The 16,713-nt window shown below is 51.5% G+C and carries 14 protein-coding genes and 3 pseudogenes; 14 read left to right on the forward strand and 3 right to left on the reverse strand.

What is annotated here, in order from left to right; all coding sequences use genetic code 11:
• Positions 1-22 precede the first annotated feature (22 nt).
• Positions 23-1,741 carry a ShlB/FhaC/HecB family hemolysin secretion/activation protein gene (locus tag AC1RJ3_RS02885; protein WP_347929276.1) on the reverse strand — a complete coding sequence of 573 codons (1,719 nt, stop codon included), beginning with the start codon at positions 1,739-1,741 and terminating at the stop codon, positions 23-25.
• 209 nt (positions 1,742-1,950) lie between these two features.
• A complete protein-coding gene (locus AC1RJ3_RS02890) occupies positions 1,951-3,297 on the reverse strand; it encodes a DEAD/DEAH box helicase (RefSeq protein ID WP_019692457.1) in 1,347 nt (448 codons plus the stop codon).
• Positions 3,298-3,490: 193 nt separating this feature from the next.
• On the opposite strand from AC1RJ3_RS02890, the pseudogene AC1RJ3_RS02895 reads away from it, so the two are divergent.
• The 13 genes and pseudogenes from AC1RJ3_RS02895 to gorA all read left to right on the forward strand — a co-directional run.
• Positions 3,491-4,195: pseudogene (locus AC1RJ3_RS02895) on the forward strand (mechanosensitive ion channel domain-containing protein); the annotation flags it as partial.
• Between the two features lie 161 nt (positions 4,196-4,356).
• Positions 4,357-4,933, forward strand: a pseudogene (locus AC1RJ3_RS02900) (DDE-type integrase/transposase/recombinase); the annotation flags it as partial.
• A gap of 453 nt (positions 4,934-5,386) precedes the next feature.
• Positions 5,387-6,814, forward strand: a complete 1,428-nt coding sequence (locus AC1RJ3_RS02905) for a tyrosine-type recombinase/integrase (protein ID WP_493077361.1) — start codon at positions 5,387-5,389, stop codon at positions 6,812-6,814.
• 2 nt (positions 6,815-6,816) lie between these two features.
• A complete protein-coding gene (locus tag AC1RJ3_RS02910; protein WP_493077363.1) occupies positions 6,817-8,724 on the forward strand; it encodes a hypothetical protein in 1,908 nt (635 codons plus the stop codon).
• Positions 8,721-10,727: a hypothetical protein gene (locus tag AC1RJ3_RS02915; protein ID WP_493077365.1), complete on the forward strand. Its 2,007-nt coding sequence runs from the start codon at positions 8,721-8,723 to the stop codon at positions 10,725-10,727. Before AC1RJ3_RS02910 ends, AC1RJ3_RS02915 begins: the two co-directional genes overlap by 4 nt.
• Positions 10,728-10,747: 20 nt before the next feature.
• Positions 10,748-11,194 (forward strand): hypothetical protein, encoded by a 447-nt coding sequence (locus tag AC1RJ3_RS02920; protein ID WP_493077367.1) that lies wholly within the window; start codon positions 10,748-10,750, stop codon positions 11,192-11,194.
• A 33-nt stretch (positions 11,195-11,227) separates the two neighbouring features.
• Positions 11,228-11,419 carry an antitoxin Xre/MbcA/ParS toxin-binding domain-containing protein gene (locus AC1RJ3_RS02925; RefSeq protein WP_493077369.1) on the forward strand — a complete coding sequence of 64 codons (192 nt, stop codon included), beginning with the start codon at positions 11,228-11,230 and terminating at the stop codon, positions 11,417-11,419.
• Between the two features lie 34 nt (positions 11,420-11,453).
• Positions 11,454-11,648: a hypothetical protein gene (locus AC1RJ3_RS02930; protein WP_493077371.1), complete on the forward strand. Its 195-nt coding sequence runs from the start codon at positions 11,454-11,456 to the stop codon at positions 11,646-11,648.
• A gap of 42 nt (positions 11,649-11,690) precedes the next feature.
• Entirely contained in the window at positions 11,691-12,050 is a 360-nt protein-coding gene (locus AC1RJ3_RS02935) for a hypothetical protein (protein WP_493077373.1), read from the forward strand.
• 103 nt (positions 12,051-12,153) lie between these two features.
• A complete protein-coding gene (locus AC1RJ3_RS02940; protein WP_493077842.1) occupies positions 12,154-12,309 on the forward strand; it encodes a DUF7693 family protein in 156 nt (51 codons plus the stop codon).
• A 248-nt stretch (positions 12,310-12,557) separates the two neighbouring features.
• Entirely contained in the window at positions 12,558-12,890 is a 333-nt protein-coding gene (locus AC1RJ3_RS02945; protein WP_493077375.1) for a carboxymuconolactone decarboxylase family protein, read from the forward strand.
• 285 nt (positions 12,891-13,175) lie between these two features.
• Positions 13,176-13,928: an alpha/beta hydrolase family protein gene (locus AC1RJ3_RS02950; protein WP_493077377.1), complete on the forward strand. Its 753-nt coding sequence runs from the start codon at positions 13,176-13,178 to the stop codon at positions 13,926-13,928.
• A gap of 337 nt (positions 13,929-14,265) precedes the next feature.
• Positions 14,266-15,624, forward strand: a complete 1,359-nt coding sequence (gorA, locus tag AC1RJ3_RS02955) for a glutathione-disulfide reductase (RefSeq protein WP_493077379.1) — start codon at positions 14,266-14,268, stop codon at positions 15,622-15,624.
• A gap of 33 nt (positions 15,625-15,657) precedes the next feature.
• Here the strand turns inward: gorA and AC1RJ3_RS02960 are convergent.
• A pseudogene (locus AC1RJ3_RS02960) lies at positions 15,658-16,008 on the reverse strand (ACP phosphodiesterase); the annotation flags it as partial.
• 361 nt (positions 16,009-16,369) lie between these two features.
• On the opposite strand from AC1RJ3_RS02960, the gene AC1RJ3_RS02965 reads away from it, so the two are divergent.
• Complete coding sequence (locus AC1RJ3_RS02965; protein ID WP_493077381.1) at positions 16,370-16,702, forward strand: carboxymuconolactone decarboxylase family protein; 333 nt, start codon at positions 16,370-16,372, stop codon at positions 16,700-16,702.
• The last annotated feature ends 11 nt before the right edge of the window (positions 16,703-16,713 follow it).

A 16,713-nucleotide genomic window follows, 5' to 3' on the forward strand; every position in this document is an offset into this window, starting at 1 on the left:
CAGGTCTCGACAAAGCGGAAAGTTAGAGGAAGAAATCCACGCGGAAATAGATCGGGGCTTCGCGCTCGGTCAACGCATCCGGGCGTTCCAGAGAATGGGCGAAGGTCACGCTGGCAGACACATGCTGCCCTTTGGCAAACAGCTCGATCGAGTTGCTGGACATCCGCCCATGTTGCTCGCCGTTGTAGCGGTCATGACTGATCACGCCCTGGTCGTAACCCAGGCTAGTGCCATACTCGGCGAACACCGGGCGCAGCCACGCCCAATTCACCGGACGACTCCAACGCAGGTCGTTGCGCCAGTAGCCACCACTGTCACCGGACAACGACTGGTCCTTGTAACCACGGATCGACGACAACCCGCCCAGGCTGGTGCGTTGCGGGCTGAACAGCACGTCCTCGCTACGCTGGCCAGTCATCAGGCTGCTGAAGCTCAATGACTCGCCCCAGAGTTTGAACGGCTGCAAGTAGCTCAGGGTGCCTGTGTATTTGCGGTACCGCGCATCCGGCTCGCCCGGGCCCGGATGACCGTTGCTCTGGGCATCGAAGGCGCCGATACCTTTCTGCATGCCAAGGTCGAGGTTGACGAAGGCCGAGCCGACACGCCGTCCGTGGTTGATCCCGAACTGTGCTTCGCTCAGATGGTTGCTGCTCTGGGCCAGCTTGCTGTCTTCGATGAAGTTGTTGTTACGCGAGTGAGACACGCCGGCACTCAAGGACGTCTTGCTGACGGCATCGCGATAGATCACTCGCTCGGCCTTGAACTGGTGAGTCTTGCTGTCGCCAGTCTGTTTGAAGTTGTAGCCATTGGCGGCAATCTGCGAGCGGTAATCGCTCTGGCTGTAGCTGTAGTTGAAGCTCCACCAGCCCCACGGCAGGTTGTAATCGAGCATGGCGCTGCTCGATGTGTGGTTATGATCGCTCACCGCATCATGACCACCGCGCAACATCAGCTGGTCCGCCAGCCCTAGCGGGCTGTCCCAGTCAAAGGTCGTGCCCCACCGCTGTTCGCCGGTGCTGCGCTGGCCTTCGTTAGTGCGCGACAAGCCGGCGCGCCAGGGCTTTTGCGGGGTGTTCTTGACCAGCACTTCGCTGCCGCCCACCTCCTTGCCCGGTGCCAATTCCATCTGAGCCTGATTGGAGGGCAAACGGTTCAACTGATCGACTAGTTGCTCAATCTCGCGCAGGTTGACCAGGTCACCGGTCTTGCCAGGAAAAGCCATGGCCAACTCACGGTCTGACAGCTTGCTGCCATCTGCGCCCTTCAAGCCTTCGAGCTTGCCCTCGACCACCAGCACCTTCAAATGACCGGCAGACAAGTCCTGCTGCGGCAAGTAAGCGCGACTGGTGACCAGACCTTTCTCGAGGTAGTCATCGGTGATGACTTTCAGCAACTCGTTGAGCTGAGTGACGCCCAGGCACTGGTCGATGTAAGGCTTGAGCAAACGCTCGCGCTCACGGGCCGAAAGGCTGTCAGCACCTTTGAGTTCGATGTCTTTGATCGGGAAACAGCGGGTATCGGCAGGCGCTGTCGGGGCCGTCGGCTTGGCCGCTTTGCCGGGCAGTTCCTTAAGTTCTTCGAGACGTTGGCGCTGCTCTTCGAGCAGGCGATCCTGGCGATCGCGGATCAGATCTTGATCACCGGGGGTGGGTGCGGCATGGGCAAGGTTTACGCTGGTGAAACACAGCAATAGACACGGCAAAGCCGCACACGACCTCTTTCCGAGGGTGTGCAGGTACATGTTCGATCCCTCGAAACGACAAGTGATATCCATATGACGGCGCGATGTTAAGTTCGCATCCTCTGACGTCAACAAGCAGAGTATGTCTTGACTGGCTCGTACATGACTCCTGACGGCGCTGGCGTCAGGCTCGACCTCACGATCGCCATAAGCCAAAAATGAAAAAACCCGGACACTGTCCGGGTTTTTTATGGAATCGCCAAGGCGCGTTATTCAGCGGCCGGTGCTTGCGGCTTGCGGCGCTTGAGCGGCGCCATGCCGTCCTTGCTGACCAGCGACAGGGCGTCGGTCTTCGGGCGGTTGGCGATTTTGCGCTTGGTCGGAGCCTTGGCTCCGGTCTTTTTCTTGTCGCCTTTGGCGTCGACCTTTTTCTTCTTCACGCCAACGGCTTTGCCCGAGGCCTTGACCTTTTTCGGTCCGCCGTAGGTGCCTTTGACTTCCTTGATGGTGCGGCGCTCGAAGCTCTGCTTGAGGTAGCGCTCGATGCTCGACATCAGGTTCCAGTCGCCATGGCAGATCAGCGAGATGGCCAGGCCATCGTTGCCGGCACGGCCGGTACGACCGATGCGGTGAACGTATTCGTCGCCGCTGCGCGGCATGTCGAAGTTGATCACCAGGTCCAGGCCTTCCACGTCCAGGCCGCGAGCGGCAACGTCGGTGGCGACGAGGATCTTGACCCCGCCCTGCTTCAGACGGTCGATCGCCAGCTTGCGATCCTTCTGGTCTTTCTCGCCGTGCAAGACGAACGCCTTGTACTCCTGCGCCACCAAACGGCCGTAGATACGGTCGGCCATGGCTCGGGTGTTGGTGAAGACGATGGCCTTCTGGTAGGTCTCGTTGGCCAGCAACCAGTTAACGATCTGTTCTTTGTGCTGGTTGTGGTCAGCGGTGATGATTTGCTGACGGGTGGTGTCGTTCAACTGGCTGACCGCGTTGAGCTGCAAGTGCTCAGGGTTGTTCAGGACCTTGGCGATCATCTCGCGCAGGCCCGAACCGCCGGTGGTGGCAGAGAACAGCATGGTCTGCTGACGGTTGGTGCACTCGTCGACCAGACGCTGTACGTCTTCGGCAAAGCCCATGTCGAGCATGCGGTCGGCTTCGTCGAGCACCAGCACTTCAACTTCTTTCAAGTCGAGGTTGCCGGCGTTCAGTTGCTCGATCATCCGGCCCGGGGTGCCGATCAGGATATCCGGCACCTTGCGCAGCATGGCGGCCTGGACCTTGAAGTCTTCACCGCCGGTGATCAGGCCGGACTTGATGAACGTGAACTGCGCGAAGCGTTCAACTTCCTTGATGGTCTGCTGGGCCAGCTCGCGGGTCGGCAGCAGGATCAGGGTCTTGATGCTGACGCGGACTTTGGCCGGGCCGATCAAACGGTTGAGGATCGGCAATACGAATGCAGCGGTTTTGCCGCTACCGGTTTGCGCAGTCACCCGCAGGTCACGCCCTTGGAGCGCGAGCGGGATAGCCGCTGCTTGCACTGGCGTTGGCTCGACAAATTTAAGCTCGGCCACGGCTTTGAGCAGGCGTTCGTGCAGGGCGAATTGGGAAAACACGGGTGCTACCTCGAAGAAATACAAAAAATCAGCTGCATAGGGTAACGGTTTCGAGCGCGAAGGCCGAGTTTCTTTATGCAATCGGACGCAAACAATGGCGATTTTGTTAGCGGATTTGTCCCTGAACGTAACTCGATGCGTCTTAAATGCTCTAATCGCCCCCTCTCGTCCTACAGAAGAATCGTTTTAACCCATGGATCTCAAACAGCTCTGGCTCAATACCCAAGACCTTTGGGGCGCTCTCGACCAGCACCCGCTTCTGCATTCCAGCCTGGCGCTGATGGTGTTGTTGGTGATCGCCTTGCTGCTCGGACGAGTGGCGCGTTATGTGGTGCTGCACGCCGTCAAATTGCTTGGCCGGCAACCGGCGATGCAGTGGTTCAACGATTTGTTCCAGAACAAGGTGTTCCATCGCCTGGCGCAAATGACCCCGTCGCTGGTGATCCAGTTCGGTTTGAACCTGGTGCCGGAACTGAGCAAAACCGTTCAGAATTTCCTCGGTAACGTCGCCCTGTCCTTCACCATTCTGTTCTTGGTGCTGGCCCTGAGCGCCCTGCTCAACGCCTTGCTGGACATCTACGCACGCACCGAACATGCCCGCACGCGCTCGATCAAAGGCTACGTGCAGTTGGCGAAAATGGTTCTGTTCGTGTTTGGCGCGATCATCATCGTCGCGACCCTGATCGACCGTTCGCCGCTGTTGCTGCTGTCGGGTCTGGGCGCCATGTCGGCGGTGATTCTGTTGGTCTACAAGGACACCCTGCTGTCGTTCGTCGCCAGCGTGCAGCTGACCAGCAATGACATGCTACGGGTTGGCGACTGGATCGAAATGCCACAAGTGGGTGCCGACGGTGACGTGGTGGATATCACCCTGCACACGGTCAAAGTACAGAACTACGTGTGACCTTTGCCCAAAACACGCATCGTGTGACCTCACAACAAAAATGGACAGCCGAGGAGTGCGATACCTAGGAATCTACCACCCTGTTCTCCCAATCCCACCTCGAATCCAGCTCCTCCATGGACACCGACGTCAACACAACGCTCGATTCGCAATTACCCCCTATTCCCAACCCCTTGACAATCCCCGCCTACCCTCCCTCCAATCTCCCCCTCTGTGTATATGTAGACATCTGGCCTCAAGGGAAATGGCATTACCTGGCTGTCGTTCTGGATCTTTCGTGGGCCGAATTGTGGGCTTGGGCGCTGCCGAACAAGCCAGATGCCGAGGTGGTGATCAAGGCGTTGGACATGGCTTATGTACAGCGTGACAGGCTTCAAGGACTGCTGTTTCACGCGGATCAGGCCGCGCAATATGTCAGTCGCCAGTTTCGCCAACGGTTCAGGCGTTACCGAATGAATGCGTCAAAGCATGAGTCGTCGTGGAAACTGTTGGGATAATGTGCCGATGGTGCGCGTATTTCGTAGCTTGAAAACTGAATGGATACCGACCGTGGGCTATATGACGGCACAAGAAGCGCACCGAGACATCAGTCATTACCTGATGCACCGATACAACTGGATTCGACCGCACCAATTCTACAATGGGCTGGCCCCAGCTCAGGCCGCGCAAAAACTTAACGTCGTGTCGGAATTAGTTGACCACTACAATAGACCATTTCGTCATCGGGCCTGATTGTGCGGGCGTTGACAGATCCTATTCTAATTCAGAACGAAACATGCAAGCTTGAGACGCCGTCGATTCCGAAATACGTCAGTTTTCACCACCGCAAACCAAAATCAATATATGACAAACCCGTCAACTCTCATTACTCCGGGATCCCTGTATTCCTTGTAATTTAATAACCAAACTCGAACCTAAATAAATAATTACGTGAAAAAAACCGAAATCACCAAAAAAATTCGCTCATCAATATATGATAAAAACAACTACCACTCGTCAGGACGACGCGACAGCGGCTGGTGAGTTGAATACGATGGACACAACTAAAGGACAACGGGGCCAATAACAAAGACCGAGCCCCACCCACCTTCAATTCTTGATCTCCACTAACACAAGTTGCATTTCAAGACAGCTGATGAAAACCAACTGAGAAATCCTTTTTTGCCAAATTTTGGGAAAGTGCTAATGCTTTTGAAGCCCCCTGCTGCCACTGAAAAAGTTAGCCAGAGCGATAACACAAATATCGCAACAGTATTCAGAGCACAAAAATTATTCAACGTTGACCTATTCAAACGTTGCGACGAGTCTGAGGCGCGAGGCTGGATTCAACCGAGTGAGCATGGCGGAACTCTTTATCCTGTGACTTGCATTGATCATACAGTTCAAGTTCTACAATCCCAGCCTGTCATTCTTAGTCCTGATGGCTCGATATGGAAGGAGGGAACACTTTTCCTGTTGCGCTTGGCTCTTGATGATGATTCAAAAGACCCAGAAACCCTGCTCGCCATGGCGGGACACCTGGCAGACTTCATGAACACGCTAGCTAGTGAAGGCCGGCATTTTCTCGACTTTAGCGGGTATCGCTTCGAGCGACCAACTTACATCTACAAAGAGAAATTCAATCTACCAACAAAAAAACTTTTGATCTCCGAAGCAACTGCAAACGCAAAAATACGGACAATGATAACGTTCTATAAGGACTTGATGGAGAATAGAAACTTCACTCCTGAACAGCCCCCATGGAAAACCAAGAAGTCCACGATAAAATTTGAAGATGCTTATGGATACGAGCGCACCAAGTACATTACGTACACGGATCTAACTTTCCCCGCGACCCGACCTAACTCCACGGGCGAGTACATTATTGACGGTGGAAAGCTGATACCGCTGAGTAAGAAAGAACAGCTGGCACTGCTCGAAGCCTTAATAAAAACCGGGCATCCCGAAATGCTCTTAATTTTTACGATTGCTTTGGTGACGGGGATGCGCATTCAAACCATATTAACGCTTCGAGTTTCATCAATTCAACCAAGCGAATCTAATAGCTTCGATCTTGTACCAGTGCGCGCGGGGAGAGGTTCACTGGTAGACGCGAAGCACGACAAACCTCAGACCATCATGATGCCCAAATGGTTACACCATAAGTTGAGCATTTATATCAATTCCGATCGCTATTTACATCGAGCAGCGTTAGCTCCTGAGCAACCTGAGGGCGCGCAGTATCTTTTTTTGAGCAAGACTGGCACCCCTTACTATGTTGCGAAAAGCGATAGAGGCAGATTCGAAAGCAACGAGAAAGGCTCATATGTACGTAGCTTCATTTCAAAATACTTGAAACCTTTAATGCAAGAGTTGGAGTGTGACGTGGACTTTAGTTTTCACGACCTCCGTGCAACCTTTGGAATGAATTTGGTGGAGGAACGACGCGAAATGCTTAACCGAGGGCAGATCAACTATATGCAATTGATTGATTATGTACGCAAGCGTATGAATCACAGCAACTCAAAAACAACCCAAGGTTACCTAAACTTCCAGCAAAATAAGGACATTATTTACCAAGCAGATAAGGAGTACCAACAGCACATCATAGACATGTGCAACAACGAGATTTAGACATGCGCAACCTAGATAATATTTCAACCATTGACTTACACATCGATACACAACAGCCAAAAAAATATGGTGTGCGCACCTCGGTTTACCTGCAGGCGCTGTTGAAGTCCAATGTTCTAGAGAACATCGTAGTTCGCTCGGCGCATCGAAAACACCATGACGTTGGTGCCTGGTGCTTCACAGGTAAAAAAAGCGTGCGCTTGCCTAAAACTGTGGAGGTATCACTCCATAGACCAGAGCGGGCAAAGCCTATCCAAAATTTGGTAAGTGAAGTAATTACGATGGCATGTTCAGATAAGACTGCTGCCGGAGCCGGTTCAAAACTTGCTGACTTTGCGTTGGTTGTCAACTTCTGCAATAACAGTGATCTCATAGGCTTCCTTGAGTCACCTGAAAGCTATCAGTGTGCATTACAAGCATTCACTACACACCTCAAAGAAAGCGACCGAAAGGAAGTTACACAAGCGAAACTTCAATCGGTGGCGATAGAGTGTGGCTCGTATCTTTTTCCGGAGTCAAAAATTGATTTTAGTGCAGGCATCGAACGAATTCAGTCCATCACTGATAAATCTTCGTCTACAAAGCCGCCGCCAGAGGCTCCGGTGAAGCGGTTTGTCAATGTTTTCACAAGCGTGTTCAATGAACTGGCTGATTTCACTCTAAGCAAACATCTTTTTCCGCATGCTATAAAGATCGACAACGAACGGGCAGTTCTTACTACGGAGGCTTATCCATTCCTTACCGACAGCGTTGTAACGAACAAAGCTCGCAGCGGGCATATAAGTCGATACGTCGACTACGAAACCGGAAAATGCAAGCTTTGGTCTGAAGTCAACAAAGAGAATCCGAATGCAAACTATAAAAACCATCAATCCTTTGCTTATAAATCTGCTAACCGTCTCGCAGAGGGCAACTCTGATATGTACTGCCAAAGAATGGTTCGACTGCACAAGTTAGCGCATGACAGCTTCGTAGCACTTTTCGCACTCAATAGCGGGGAGAATGAGTCAACTATTATATCCACTCCTTGGAATGGCGTTTACGAGATTTCGAAGGGGAGCATAGGCACTCGTATTATCAGCATCAAGCAGAGAGGAGGAGTGCAACCCATCACCTTTACCGTAGCTGCGCCATTCGTCAAGCATTTCAAAAAATTCATTGAACTACGCAAGCACATTCTTAATGGGCACCAATTCGACAAATTATTTATAGGATTCGATTACCGAACGATCTCCGAGTTCCGTCAACTCGATGAAAACCTGCTTAGAAATCTTTGTGTGCAAATGCAGGCTATGGTTGACCCAGCATTTCCGATGTTGAGCTATAAAAAGCTTCGGGCGTATAAGGATTCATGGCTGGTAAAAAACTACGACCAAGATACTGCAGCTGCTCTTTTACATCATTCAGACAAAACTCAGCGAGCAAACTACACAAACGTTGAAGAAAAAGAGGCCATAGACCGAATAGTTGAGGCAGTCAGAAAAATTGTCAAAATGCTCGATAGCGCAGAGGATCTCAGAGTCCCATCAGGTTTATGCAGCGGCGCAAAACCAACAAGCGCAGTTTCAATCCCATCAGGCTATGAACCAGACTGCAAAAACAGCCGAGGATGCCTTTTTTGCAATGAATTCCGCGTGACAACTGAGCCTGAAAGTATCCACAAACTTTACAGCCTGGAATATGTCATCAAGAAATTCCTAGGAACCTGTAACGACCTTGATCATTTCAACCTTATACATCAGCCTGCGCTAGAAATCATCGAGAAACTTTTGAACAGAATTCACGAACTTAACCCAACAGCTATAGCTGGCTCGAAAATCATCCGGAAGCGAGTTTATGAAGAGCGTGAACTCACCGAGTACTGGACGAAATACCTTGAGCGTTTCATCAAAATTGGAGCCATCCGATGACATCAACAAAAGACACTGTAATGGCCAACCCACGACTTCCTATTATGAAGGACGAAGCCTCTTCACTGACAAAACCGGAAGTTGCCAAACCTCAGGTTTATTATGGGATGTCTTTCAACAATATATCTAAAGACTTGATTCTATCGATTGATGAGCACGGACAGCCTTTGTCGAAGCTAAGTGATCTTATTTGGGAGATGACCCAATTCAAACTCGTCATCACCGATAACATCACATATTCTTTTGCCGGATTGAAGTGCAATAAGCCTACAAACAGTGAAAACATCCTTCTGGTTCAGATTTTTTTCCTGATGCGTATGTTCTCTAACAAAGGAGCGACCAAGACACTTCGTGCTAGCAGCCAGTTTGGTGGGTTTTACTCACTATTATATCTATGCAGATATGCCGATGATCATGACATTCTGATCCGCGATCTTGTACACAAACCGGATCTATACAAACCTATGCTGGCAAGCATGGCTCATGCGCGCGCGAGCGTTTTGTGGCAAATTTTAAGGATATTCAATATCACCAAGTGCCCAAAACACTGGTTTTTGATACCAAACGCCTTCATGAAGGCGCTGAAAAATGTTTTCAGGGGCTCGTCGCATAAGAGTAAAAAACAACACCCAGTAATCCCACCTCGAATTTTGAACTTTCGTTGGGGTCACTATCATGAAGTCCTAGAAGACTTTAAACAACACCGCACCCAGCTGACTGAGTTTCTCCAACGAGCCGCGAGCAATCGCCTCTACGCAAGAAGCACACATTCTCAGTACATGATCAAGATGAGTAATGAGGTTAGCCAAGATGCGGCAGGCGAACCTGACTTCAATGAAGCTACGAGTATGCATGGTCTCGATCATTTATTCCGGAAATATAAAATTCTGGATGTAGCGTCTGCCCCAAATTTTTTGGGTGTTGCACAATATTGCGCCAAAGCTTTAGTTCATATATTGACATTTATGCGCAGCGGCGAGGCATTGTTGCTTGAGCATGAATGCCTTGAAAAAGCTACCGGCTGGTGCGAAGAAGGTGTTTATGTAGTTGGAATTTCAACTAAGGCGACTGGAAGAGCCGTTGACACCAGATGGATCACAACTGAACATATTCAGACCCCTCTTCAGACCCTCGTTGACATCTATGAGATCATCCACCCTTACTTGCCAATCGAGCATAAAGGCATAAAAAATTTTTTTATTAATCCAACTCATATCCCGATTACCAGGCAAAAGCAGCCTGGCTTATTCAATAAATGTGTTTCTTTTAACTATGAGACTCGCCTACCTCCGATTCCCATCGAAGAGGAAGATCTTTTCTGCCTAGAGCTAATCGACCCTAGTCGAGACTGGCGCTCCGAAAAAAAATTTCAGATCGGTAAACCTTGGAGTTTCACTACTCACCAGTTTCGACGCACTATGACAGTCTACTGCGCCGAAGACGACCTTATGGACATAGCCCCTCTCAAAAGGGTGCTGGGTCATTTGTCAGCAACAACCTCTGAACACTACCAAAAAGGGTGTTCAGCTGGGCTGATGAAAATGAGTGAGTGGTCACCTGAAATGGTAGCTGAATTCAAAGAAGCTGCTCTTGATGCAAGCAACGCTATTTATATCAGAGATATACTCTATTCCGAAGAAAAGCTGCACGGAGTTGAAGGTCGGAGGATTCAAAACGATAAAGATAAACAGGCGATCGTCCTAGAGGAAACGATTGATCAACTGCTCATCCGAAAGAAGAAGGGATTGATCGCTTGCACGACGACGCCTGTGGGATTGTGCCTTTCGATACTGCCATGCGAGAAGCGAGCACATGCCGATTTCTCTACTTGTGACGGATGCAGCGAGTCAGTAATAAAACTTAGCAAGCTCGACTACGTAATTGAAGTACTGCGCTTGGATCTAGAAACGCTTGACCCCGGATCTTTTGAATATCGTATGGATGCACAAAACCTCCAGGACTTGGAAAAAATGCGCGACCGCTTGGTTGCGAAAGCGAGCTGATTAAACATTTCGAGCGTGATATGACAAACAACAATATGACTAAAGACGGCGGTACCCGTTCAGACAGCGTTTTTCAGTATTTCGAGGCGTTGCAGCGGCTGGTGGAAGGAAGACCTTCCCGCGTTCCGATTGGAACAGCAATCACCCTCAATGCTGTTGCTTTAGAGGCGGGAAAAAGTGCCGGGAGTATCAAAAAACAACGCCCCGTCTATGGCGAGCTTATCAAAGAGGTAATGCGATTTGCCGCCGAACAGAAGCTGCGTGCTCAACCGAAGAAGCTGGTAAATGAATCCATTCGACGTAGGAAGGAAGAAGCGGAGCGTTGGAAGATGCTCTACCATCAGTCATTGGCACGAGAAGTGATGCTTTTGCACCAATTAGACGAAGCGGAACATCTCTTGCGAAATGATGAGAATGTATACCCGTTTCCACCGAAAAATGTCAGGTACGATCTTAGTGAGGAGTGAACGAATGCCAGCAATCCTCACGGGGGCCCGAAATTGAATTACGTTGAGCTGATCCAACGCCAAGCCGAGCAGGTCTTTGGCAACAAAGAAAAAGCCGACACTTGGCTGTCCCAACCGAAAAACACCTTCGGTGGCAGCACACCATTGGAGCTCGTTCACACTGAAGCCGGATACGAGCTGGTAAAGGCTGAGCTTGAAAAACTCAGTCACGGATTCGCCTGCTAGTGCGAGCTCCCCACCTCCAAGTCCCGGACTCAACATGATCACATTTGATCTCAACACAAACGATGCCGAAGCCTTGCTCAGACACGTCGAAGAATTCAAGCCGAGTTCGGGCGACCGGCGCGAGGACGCTCGACTGCAAGAAGCGTTGTTGGAATTGAAAGAAGCTTTGGTGTCGCATTTGGAAGACACCAGCACTCCAGCTACCCCTAAACCAGAGCGACGGATTTAGGTCGAAACGGGAGCTCAAGCACATCATCATCCTGGCGTGCGTATGAAGATCACGACCCCTCTCGAAGGGCAGCTTTGGCAATTGGCTGTGGCCACGCTCGGCGCGCAAGGCTTGGAGCAGTTGGTGGCTGAACTGCTAAAGAGTCATGTGAGGGCACGCGCGGTGAACATGTATGGATTTCTACGCCTCGAATGGCTCGGTCAGGAGGCATTAGAAGCCCTGCGCAACGGTCAGCGCCGGGCAGGAGCAGAGCTAGCATTTTTTGGGGATGACCCGAGTAAAGTCGCGATACTCCACTGTCATTCCGGTCACCTTTTGCGAGGCATCGTCCAAACTTTGCCTCCCGATGTGTTGCCAGAAAACTTACTTGAGTGGCGTATGCAACTCGATCTTGGGTTGTGATTCTATTTTGCGCCTCTTTGTGTCTGAAGCGCGCTTCAGCGAGTGCCATTGAACTGGCCTAATGATTTTGGACACCTCAAGACGAGTATCGGCAATCAAGACGATGGAAAATTCGAACACAAAATCTGCTCTCACCGCCCGCGAGGTCTACCAGGTACTGAAGGACGTCGCGCTGGGCACACGCACCATGCATCGGGCCTCTCAGCAGACTTGGAATGAGATTTACAACGGTCTCATAACTGTTGAGATTGACGGCTGATACCTCACGCTTTTCAATGACTCCGACACCTTGGCGAAGGACGTTCACGCGACTGGCTGCTTCACTCCTTGATCCGTCGCAGATCACCGCCTACGTATAAGCAGAGATACGCAGCAACGCCCTCGCTCCACATACGATCAAGCTGGTTACCGCGCCCATTGCAAGCCTACCAACTAGATGGTATGGTTTATTGGAATTTATAGCACCTCCCGTAAACCTACAGGGCTTTGCGCCTAAGCGAGTATCCCATGCAAGATTGGAAGCAAACTCGTAAAGACATCACCACCCGCTTGGTGCAACTGAATGGCCTGTCGCCAGAGACCATGAAAGGTGTGGCTTCGTTGGGAAGTGCCGGAGCGAAAACAAACCACCTCGACGCCAAAACTCGTGAACTGATTTCGCTCGCAGTAGCGGTGACCACCCGCTGTGATGGCTGCATCGCTTTCCACGCTGCTGAGGCCAAAAAGCTTGGGGTCACAACGGAGGAAGTTGCAGAAGCGTTAGGCGTAGCAATCAACATGAATGCGGGCGCCGCTCTGGTTTACAGCACTCACGTGCTGGACGCCTTCGACAAAGGGTAATTGGGAGCGCTTATCTGAAGATAGGCTCTTACTGAGGCAGTCCGTCCACTGATTAATTCTGAGGATTGGCTGCCACGATCGAGAGTGGCTGATATGAGAAAGTCGCAAAAGCCGATTCAAGTTCATGTGTGGTCAGATTACGTCTGCCCTTGATGCTGGATTGCTAAGCGCCGCTTTTGAAGCAGCCCCTGAGCAGGTTTGAGCACAAGTATCTGGTAGAAGCAATCTGCGCGCCTACCGGTTCGCACGAGACCAGGTAGCAGAGTCGTTCAAGGAAAACTCATCATGAGCAAACAAAAGATAACGTTCCGAAACGCCCTGGGTATAAGCCTGTCAGGTCTGCTTGAGACGCCGGGGGCGCCCAGAGCCTATGCATTGTTCGCCCACTGCTTCACCTGTGGGAAGGATATTAAAGCTGCCGCGAGAATTGCTAAGGCGTTAGTCGATAATAACATCGCTGTACTCCGATTTGATTTCACAGGTCTAGGCAGCAGTGATGGCGACTTCTCCAACAGCAATTTTTCCTCCAACGTTGCCGACTTGGTAGCTGCGGCGGAGTTTTTGCGTGATACATATCAGGCTCCATCCATCTTGATTGGCCATAGCTTGGGTGGAGCCGCAGTCATAGCAGCGGCGAAGCATATCCCGGAGGCAAAAGGCGTGGTAACAATCGGTGCCCCTGCTGATGCAACCCATGTCCTGAAGCAGTTCAAAGGGCACGTAGAAACGATCAGAGACATTGGTGAACATAAAGTAATGCTGGCAGGAAGAGAATTTAATATCAAAAGACAGTTTCTCGATGATATTGAAGCCCAACAGCAGGATACAAATATCGCTAACCTACGACGCGCACTGCTTGTTTTTCATTCGCCAGGAGACAGCGTTGTATCAATAGAGCAAGCCCAGAAAATTTACCTAACAGCTAAACACCCCAAGAGCTTCATTTCGCTCGATTCAGCTGACCACTTGCTTACTAACAATCAGGATGCGGATTATGTAGCGTCATGCATTACCGCCTGGAGCTCTAGGTACCTATAACCTAGATTCTGCCTCCAGCCAAAACTACCATTATAAGTTCTACTCATATGCGGTACTGCTCAATATTGGCTCTGAAAAGAGCTTGGAAAAGAGAGAAAGCGTCACGATTATAAAACGTCGGTGCTGCAATTGTTTACAGCACTCAAGTTTGGGATGCGTTCGACAGAACTTAATACAGGGCACTGCGGGAGCATCAGTACAAATGGCTGACTAGCCCTCCGTCCAGCCAATCAACTGCAAGATATTTCATGAATAAGCTGCTCACATCCTACGACCTGTCCAGCACGCTATTAGCCAACCGCGTCGTTATGCTGGTTGCCTGCAGAGGAAATTGAGAATGACCTACGATTTTGACCTTTATGTGATTGGTGCCGGTTCCGGTGGTGTGCGGGCTGCGCGTTTTTCCGCCGGTTTTGGCGCGAAAGTGGCTGTGGCCGAGAGTCGCTACTTGGGTGGTACGTGTGTGAACGTTGGCTGCGTGCCAAAAAAACTGCTGGTCTACGGAGCGCACTTCGCCGAAGACTTCGAGCAGTCGCAAGGTTTTGGCTGGACGCCGGGCGAGGCGAAGTTTGACTGGGCGACGCTGATTGCCAACAAGGATCGCGAGATCAATCGACTGAACGGCATCTATCGCGATCTGCTGGTCAACAGCGGCGTGACCTTGCATGAAGGCCACGCCAAGATCGTCGACCCGCACACGGTCGAGATCAATGGTGAGCGTCACACCGCCAAGAACATCCTGATCACTACCGGTGGCTGGCCGCAGATCCCGGAGATTCCGGGTCATGAGTACGCGATCAGTTCCAATCAGGCATTCTTCCTCAAAGAGCTGCCAAAACGTGTTCTGGTGGTGGGTGGTGGTTACATCGCAGTCGAATTCGCCGGGATCTTCCACGGGTTGGGCGCCGAGACCACGTTGCTATATCGCGGCGATTTGTTCCTGCGCGGTTTTGACGGTGCGGTGCGCAAGCACTTGCAGGAAGAGCTGACCAAGCGCGGCATGAACCTGCAATTCAACGCCGACATCGAGCGCATCGACAAACAGTCCGATGGTAGCCTGAAGGTGACGCTCAAGGATGGCCGCGAGCTGGAGGCGGATTGCGTGTTCTACGCCACCGGTCGCCGTCCGATGCTCGATAATCTCGGGCTGGAAAATACCGGCGTCAAACTCGACAAGAAAGGTTTCGTCGAGGTCGATGATCAGTATCAGACCGCAGAGCCGTCGATCCTGGCGCTTGGCGATGTGATCGGTCGAGTACAACTGACGCCGGTTGCTCTGGCTGAAGGCATGGCCGTGGCGCGCCGTTTGTTCAAGCCTGAGCAATATCGCCCGGTGGATTACAAAATGATCCCGACCGCCGTGTTCAGCTTGCCGAACATCGGCACGGTCGGCTTGAGCGAGGAAGAGGTTCGCGAAACCGGTCACGATGTGGTGATCTTCGAAAGCCGTTTCCGCCCAATGAAGCTGACCCTGACTGAATGCCAGGAACGCACGCTGATGAAGCTCGTGGTGGATGCCAAGACCGACAAGGTTCTAGGTTGTCACATGGTTGGCCCAGATGCCGGCGAAATCGTCCAGGGGCTGGCGATTGCCTTGAAGGCGGGCGCGACCAAGCGCGATTTCGACGAAACCATCGCCGTGCATCCCACGTCCGCCGAGGAGTTCGTCACCATGCGCACGCCGGTCGCGGGTTAATCGTCCTTCTGTGGTGCTGATGCGTCTGGGGCTATACGCCCCATGCCAATATTCCCTAATGATCAACGGTGCGACCTGAGCCAAGCGTTCCGGCAGCGAGGGTCGCCCTCTAAAGCTTGTAGATTTCTTGAGAGAACATCCAGGGGGGGCACGTCTGCGTAGTGCTTCCAGTCCCGCGCCAGGCAGTGATCGAAAAACATGTCGAGCGCGATTCCCGCATAGCGACGTCTGCTACGGGGAATCGCCCAAGCGCCCTTCTAACCAGTGGATGGGAATCCGTAAAGCATCAATTCGGCGATGTAGCACGATTGCCTCTGCAGTCTGTGCAGAGAAATGTCCTAAAAACGTCCCCTTTACAAAATCCCCATAAAGACTCCCCAGCAACTGCTGCGGCTACTGACCACCTAAGTGAAGATGTGCAAGGTAGTTCATCAGCGATTCCTACTAGCTATAGGGCTCTCTGAATGGTCATCCGTAGGATTGATAGTGCTGGGCTCCGCCTGTCCGAAATTACCCATCAACAGAAACACTACCATTCACTAGGTAGGTCATCAATACCAGATTTAAAGCCGCCCAGCCACCCTAGCCCTCCAGCTACGTGTCGCCCGCAGCCACCTTCAGAATGACATGATGACGCCGATTGTCGCATTCCTCGTTGCATGCCTACCAACTAGATGGTAGCGTATATACAGATTCAAAATTATCCCGAAAACCTACAGGGCGTTAACGCCCACGTGAGAACCCTATGCAAGATTGGAAGCAAACTCGTCAAGACATCAATGCTCGCCTGGTACAGCTGAATAGCTTGTCCCCTGAGACCTTGAAAGGCATGGCTTCGCTAGGAGGTGCTGGCGCGAAAACAAACCACCTCGACGCTAAAACTCGGGAACTGATTTCGCTCGCTGTAGCGGTGACCACCCGCTGTGATGGCTGCATCGCTTTCCACGCTGCAGAGGCCAAAAAGCTCGGCGTAACAACTGAAGAGGTTGCAGAAGCTTTGGGTGTAGCAATCAACATGAACGCAGGGGCTGCGCTGGTCTACAGCACTCACGTGCTCGACGCCTTCGACAAGCCATAAATCAAAATCCG

It is taken from the genome of Pseudomonas sp. GW822-FHT04C11, assembly GCF_058800905.1.

Excerpts from the sequence above, each read along its gene's own strand:
- AC1RJ3_RS02920 (WP_493077367.1), top strand. The coding sequence starts at position 10,748 with ATGACAAACAACAATATGACTAAAGACGGCGGTACCCGTTCAGACAGC.
- AC1RJ3_RS02885 (WP_347929276.1), bottom strand. The coding sequence starts at position 1,741 with ATGTACCTGCACACCCTCGGAAAGAGGTCGTGTGCGGCTTTGCCGTGT.
- AC1RJ3_RS02950 (WP_493077377.1), top strand. The coding sequence starts at position 13,176 with ATGAGCAAACAAAAGATAACGTTCCGAAACGCCCTGGGTATAAGCCTG.
- AC1RJ3_RS02935 (WP_493077373.1), top strand. The coding sequence starts at position 11,691 with ATGAAGATCACGACCCCTCTCGAAGGGCAGCTTTGGCAATTGGCTGTG.
- AC1RJ3_RS02915 (WP_493077365.1), top strand. The coding sequence starts at position 8,721 with ATGACATCAACAAAAGACACTGTAATGGCCAACCCACGACTTCCTATT.
- AC1RJ3_RS02940 (WP_493077842.1), top strand. The coding sequence starts at position 12,154 with ATGGAAAATTCGAACACAAAATCTGCTCTCACCGCCCGCGAGGTCTAC.
- AC1RJ3_RS02945 (WP_493077375.1), top strand. The coding sequence starts at position 12,558 with ATGCAAGATTGGAAGCAAACTCGTAAAGACATCACCACCCGCTTGGTG.
- AC1RJ3_RS02965 (WP_493077381.1), top strand. The coding sequence starts at position 16,370 with ATGCAAGATTGGAAGCAAACTCGTCAAGACATCAATGCTCGCCTGGTA.
- gorA (WP_493077379.1), top strand. The coding sequence starts at position 14,266 with ATGACCTACGATTTTGACCTTTATGTGATTGGTGCCGGTTCCGGTGGT.
- AC1RJ3_RS02930 (WP_493077371.1), top strand. The coding sequence starts at position 11,454 with ATGATCACATTTGATCTCAACACAAACGATGCCGAAGCCTTGCTCAGA.
- AC1RJ3_RS02905 (WP_493077361.1), top strand. The coding sequence starts at position 5,387 with ATGCTTTTGAAGCCCCCTGCTGCCACTGAAAAAGTTAGCCAGAGCGAT.
- AC1RJ3_RS02910 (WP_493077363.1), top strand. The coding sequence starts at position 6,817 with ATGCGCAACCTAGATAATATTTCAACCATTGACTTACACATCGATACA.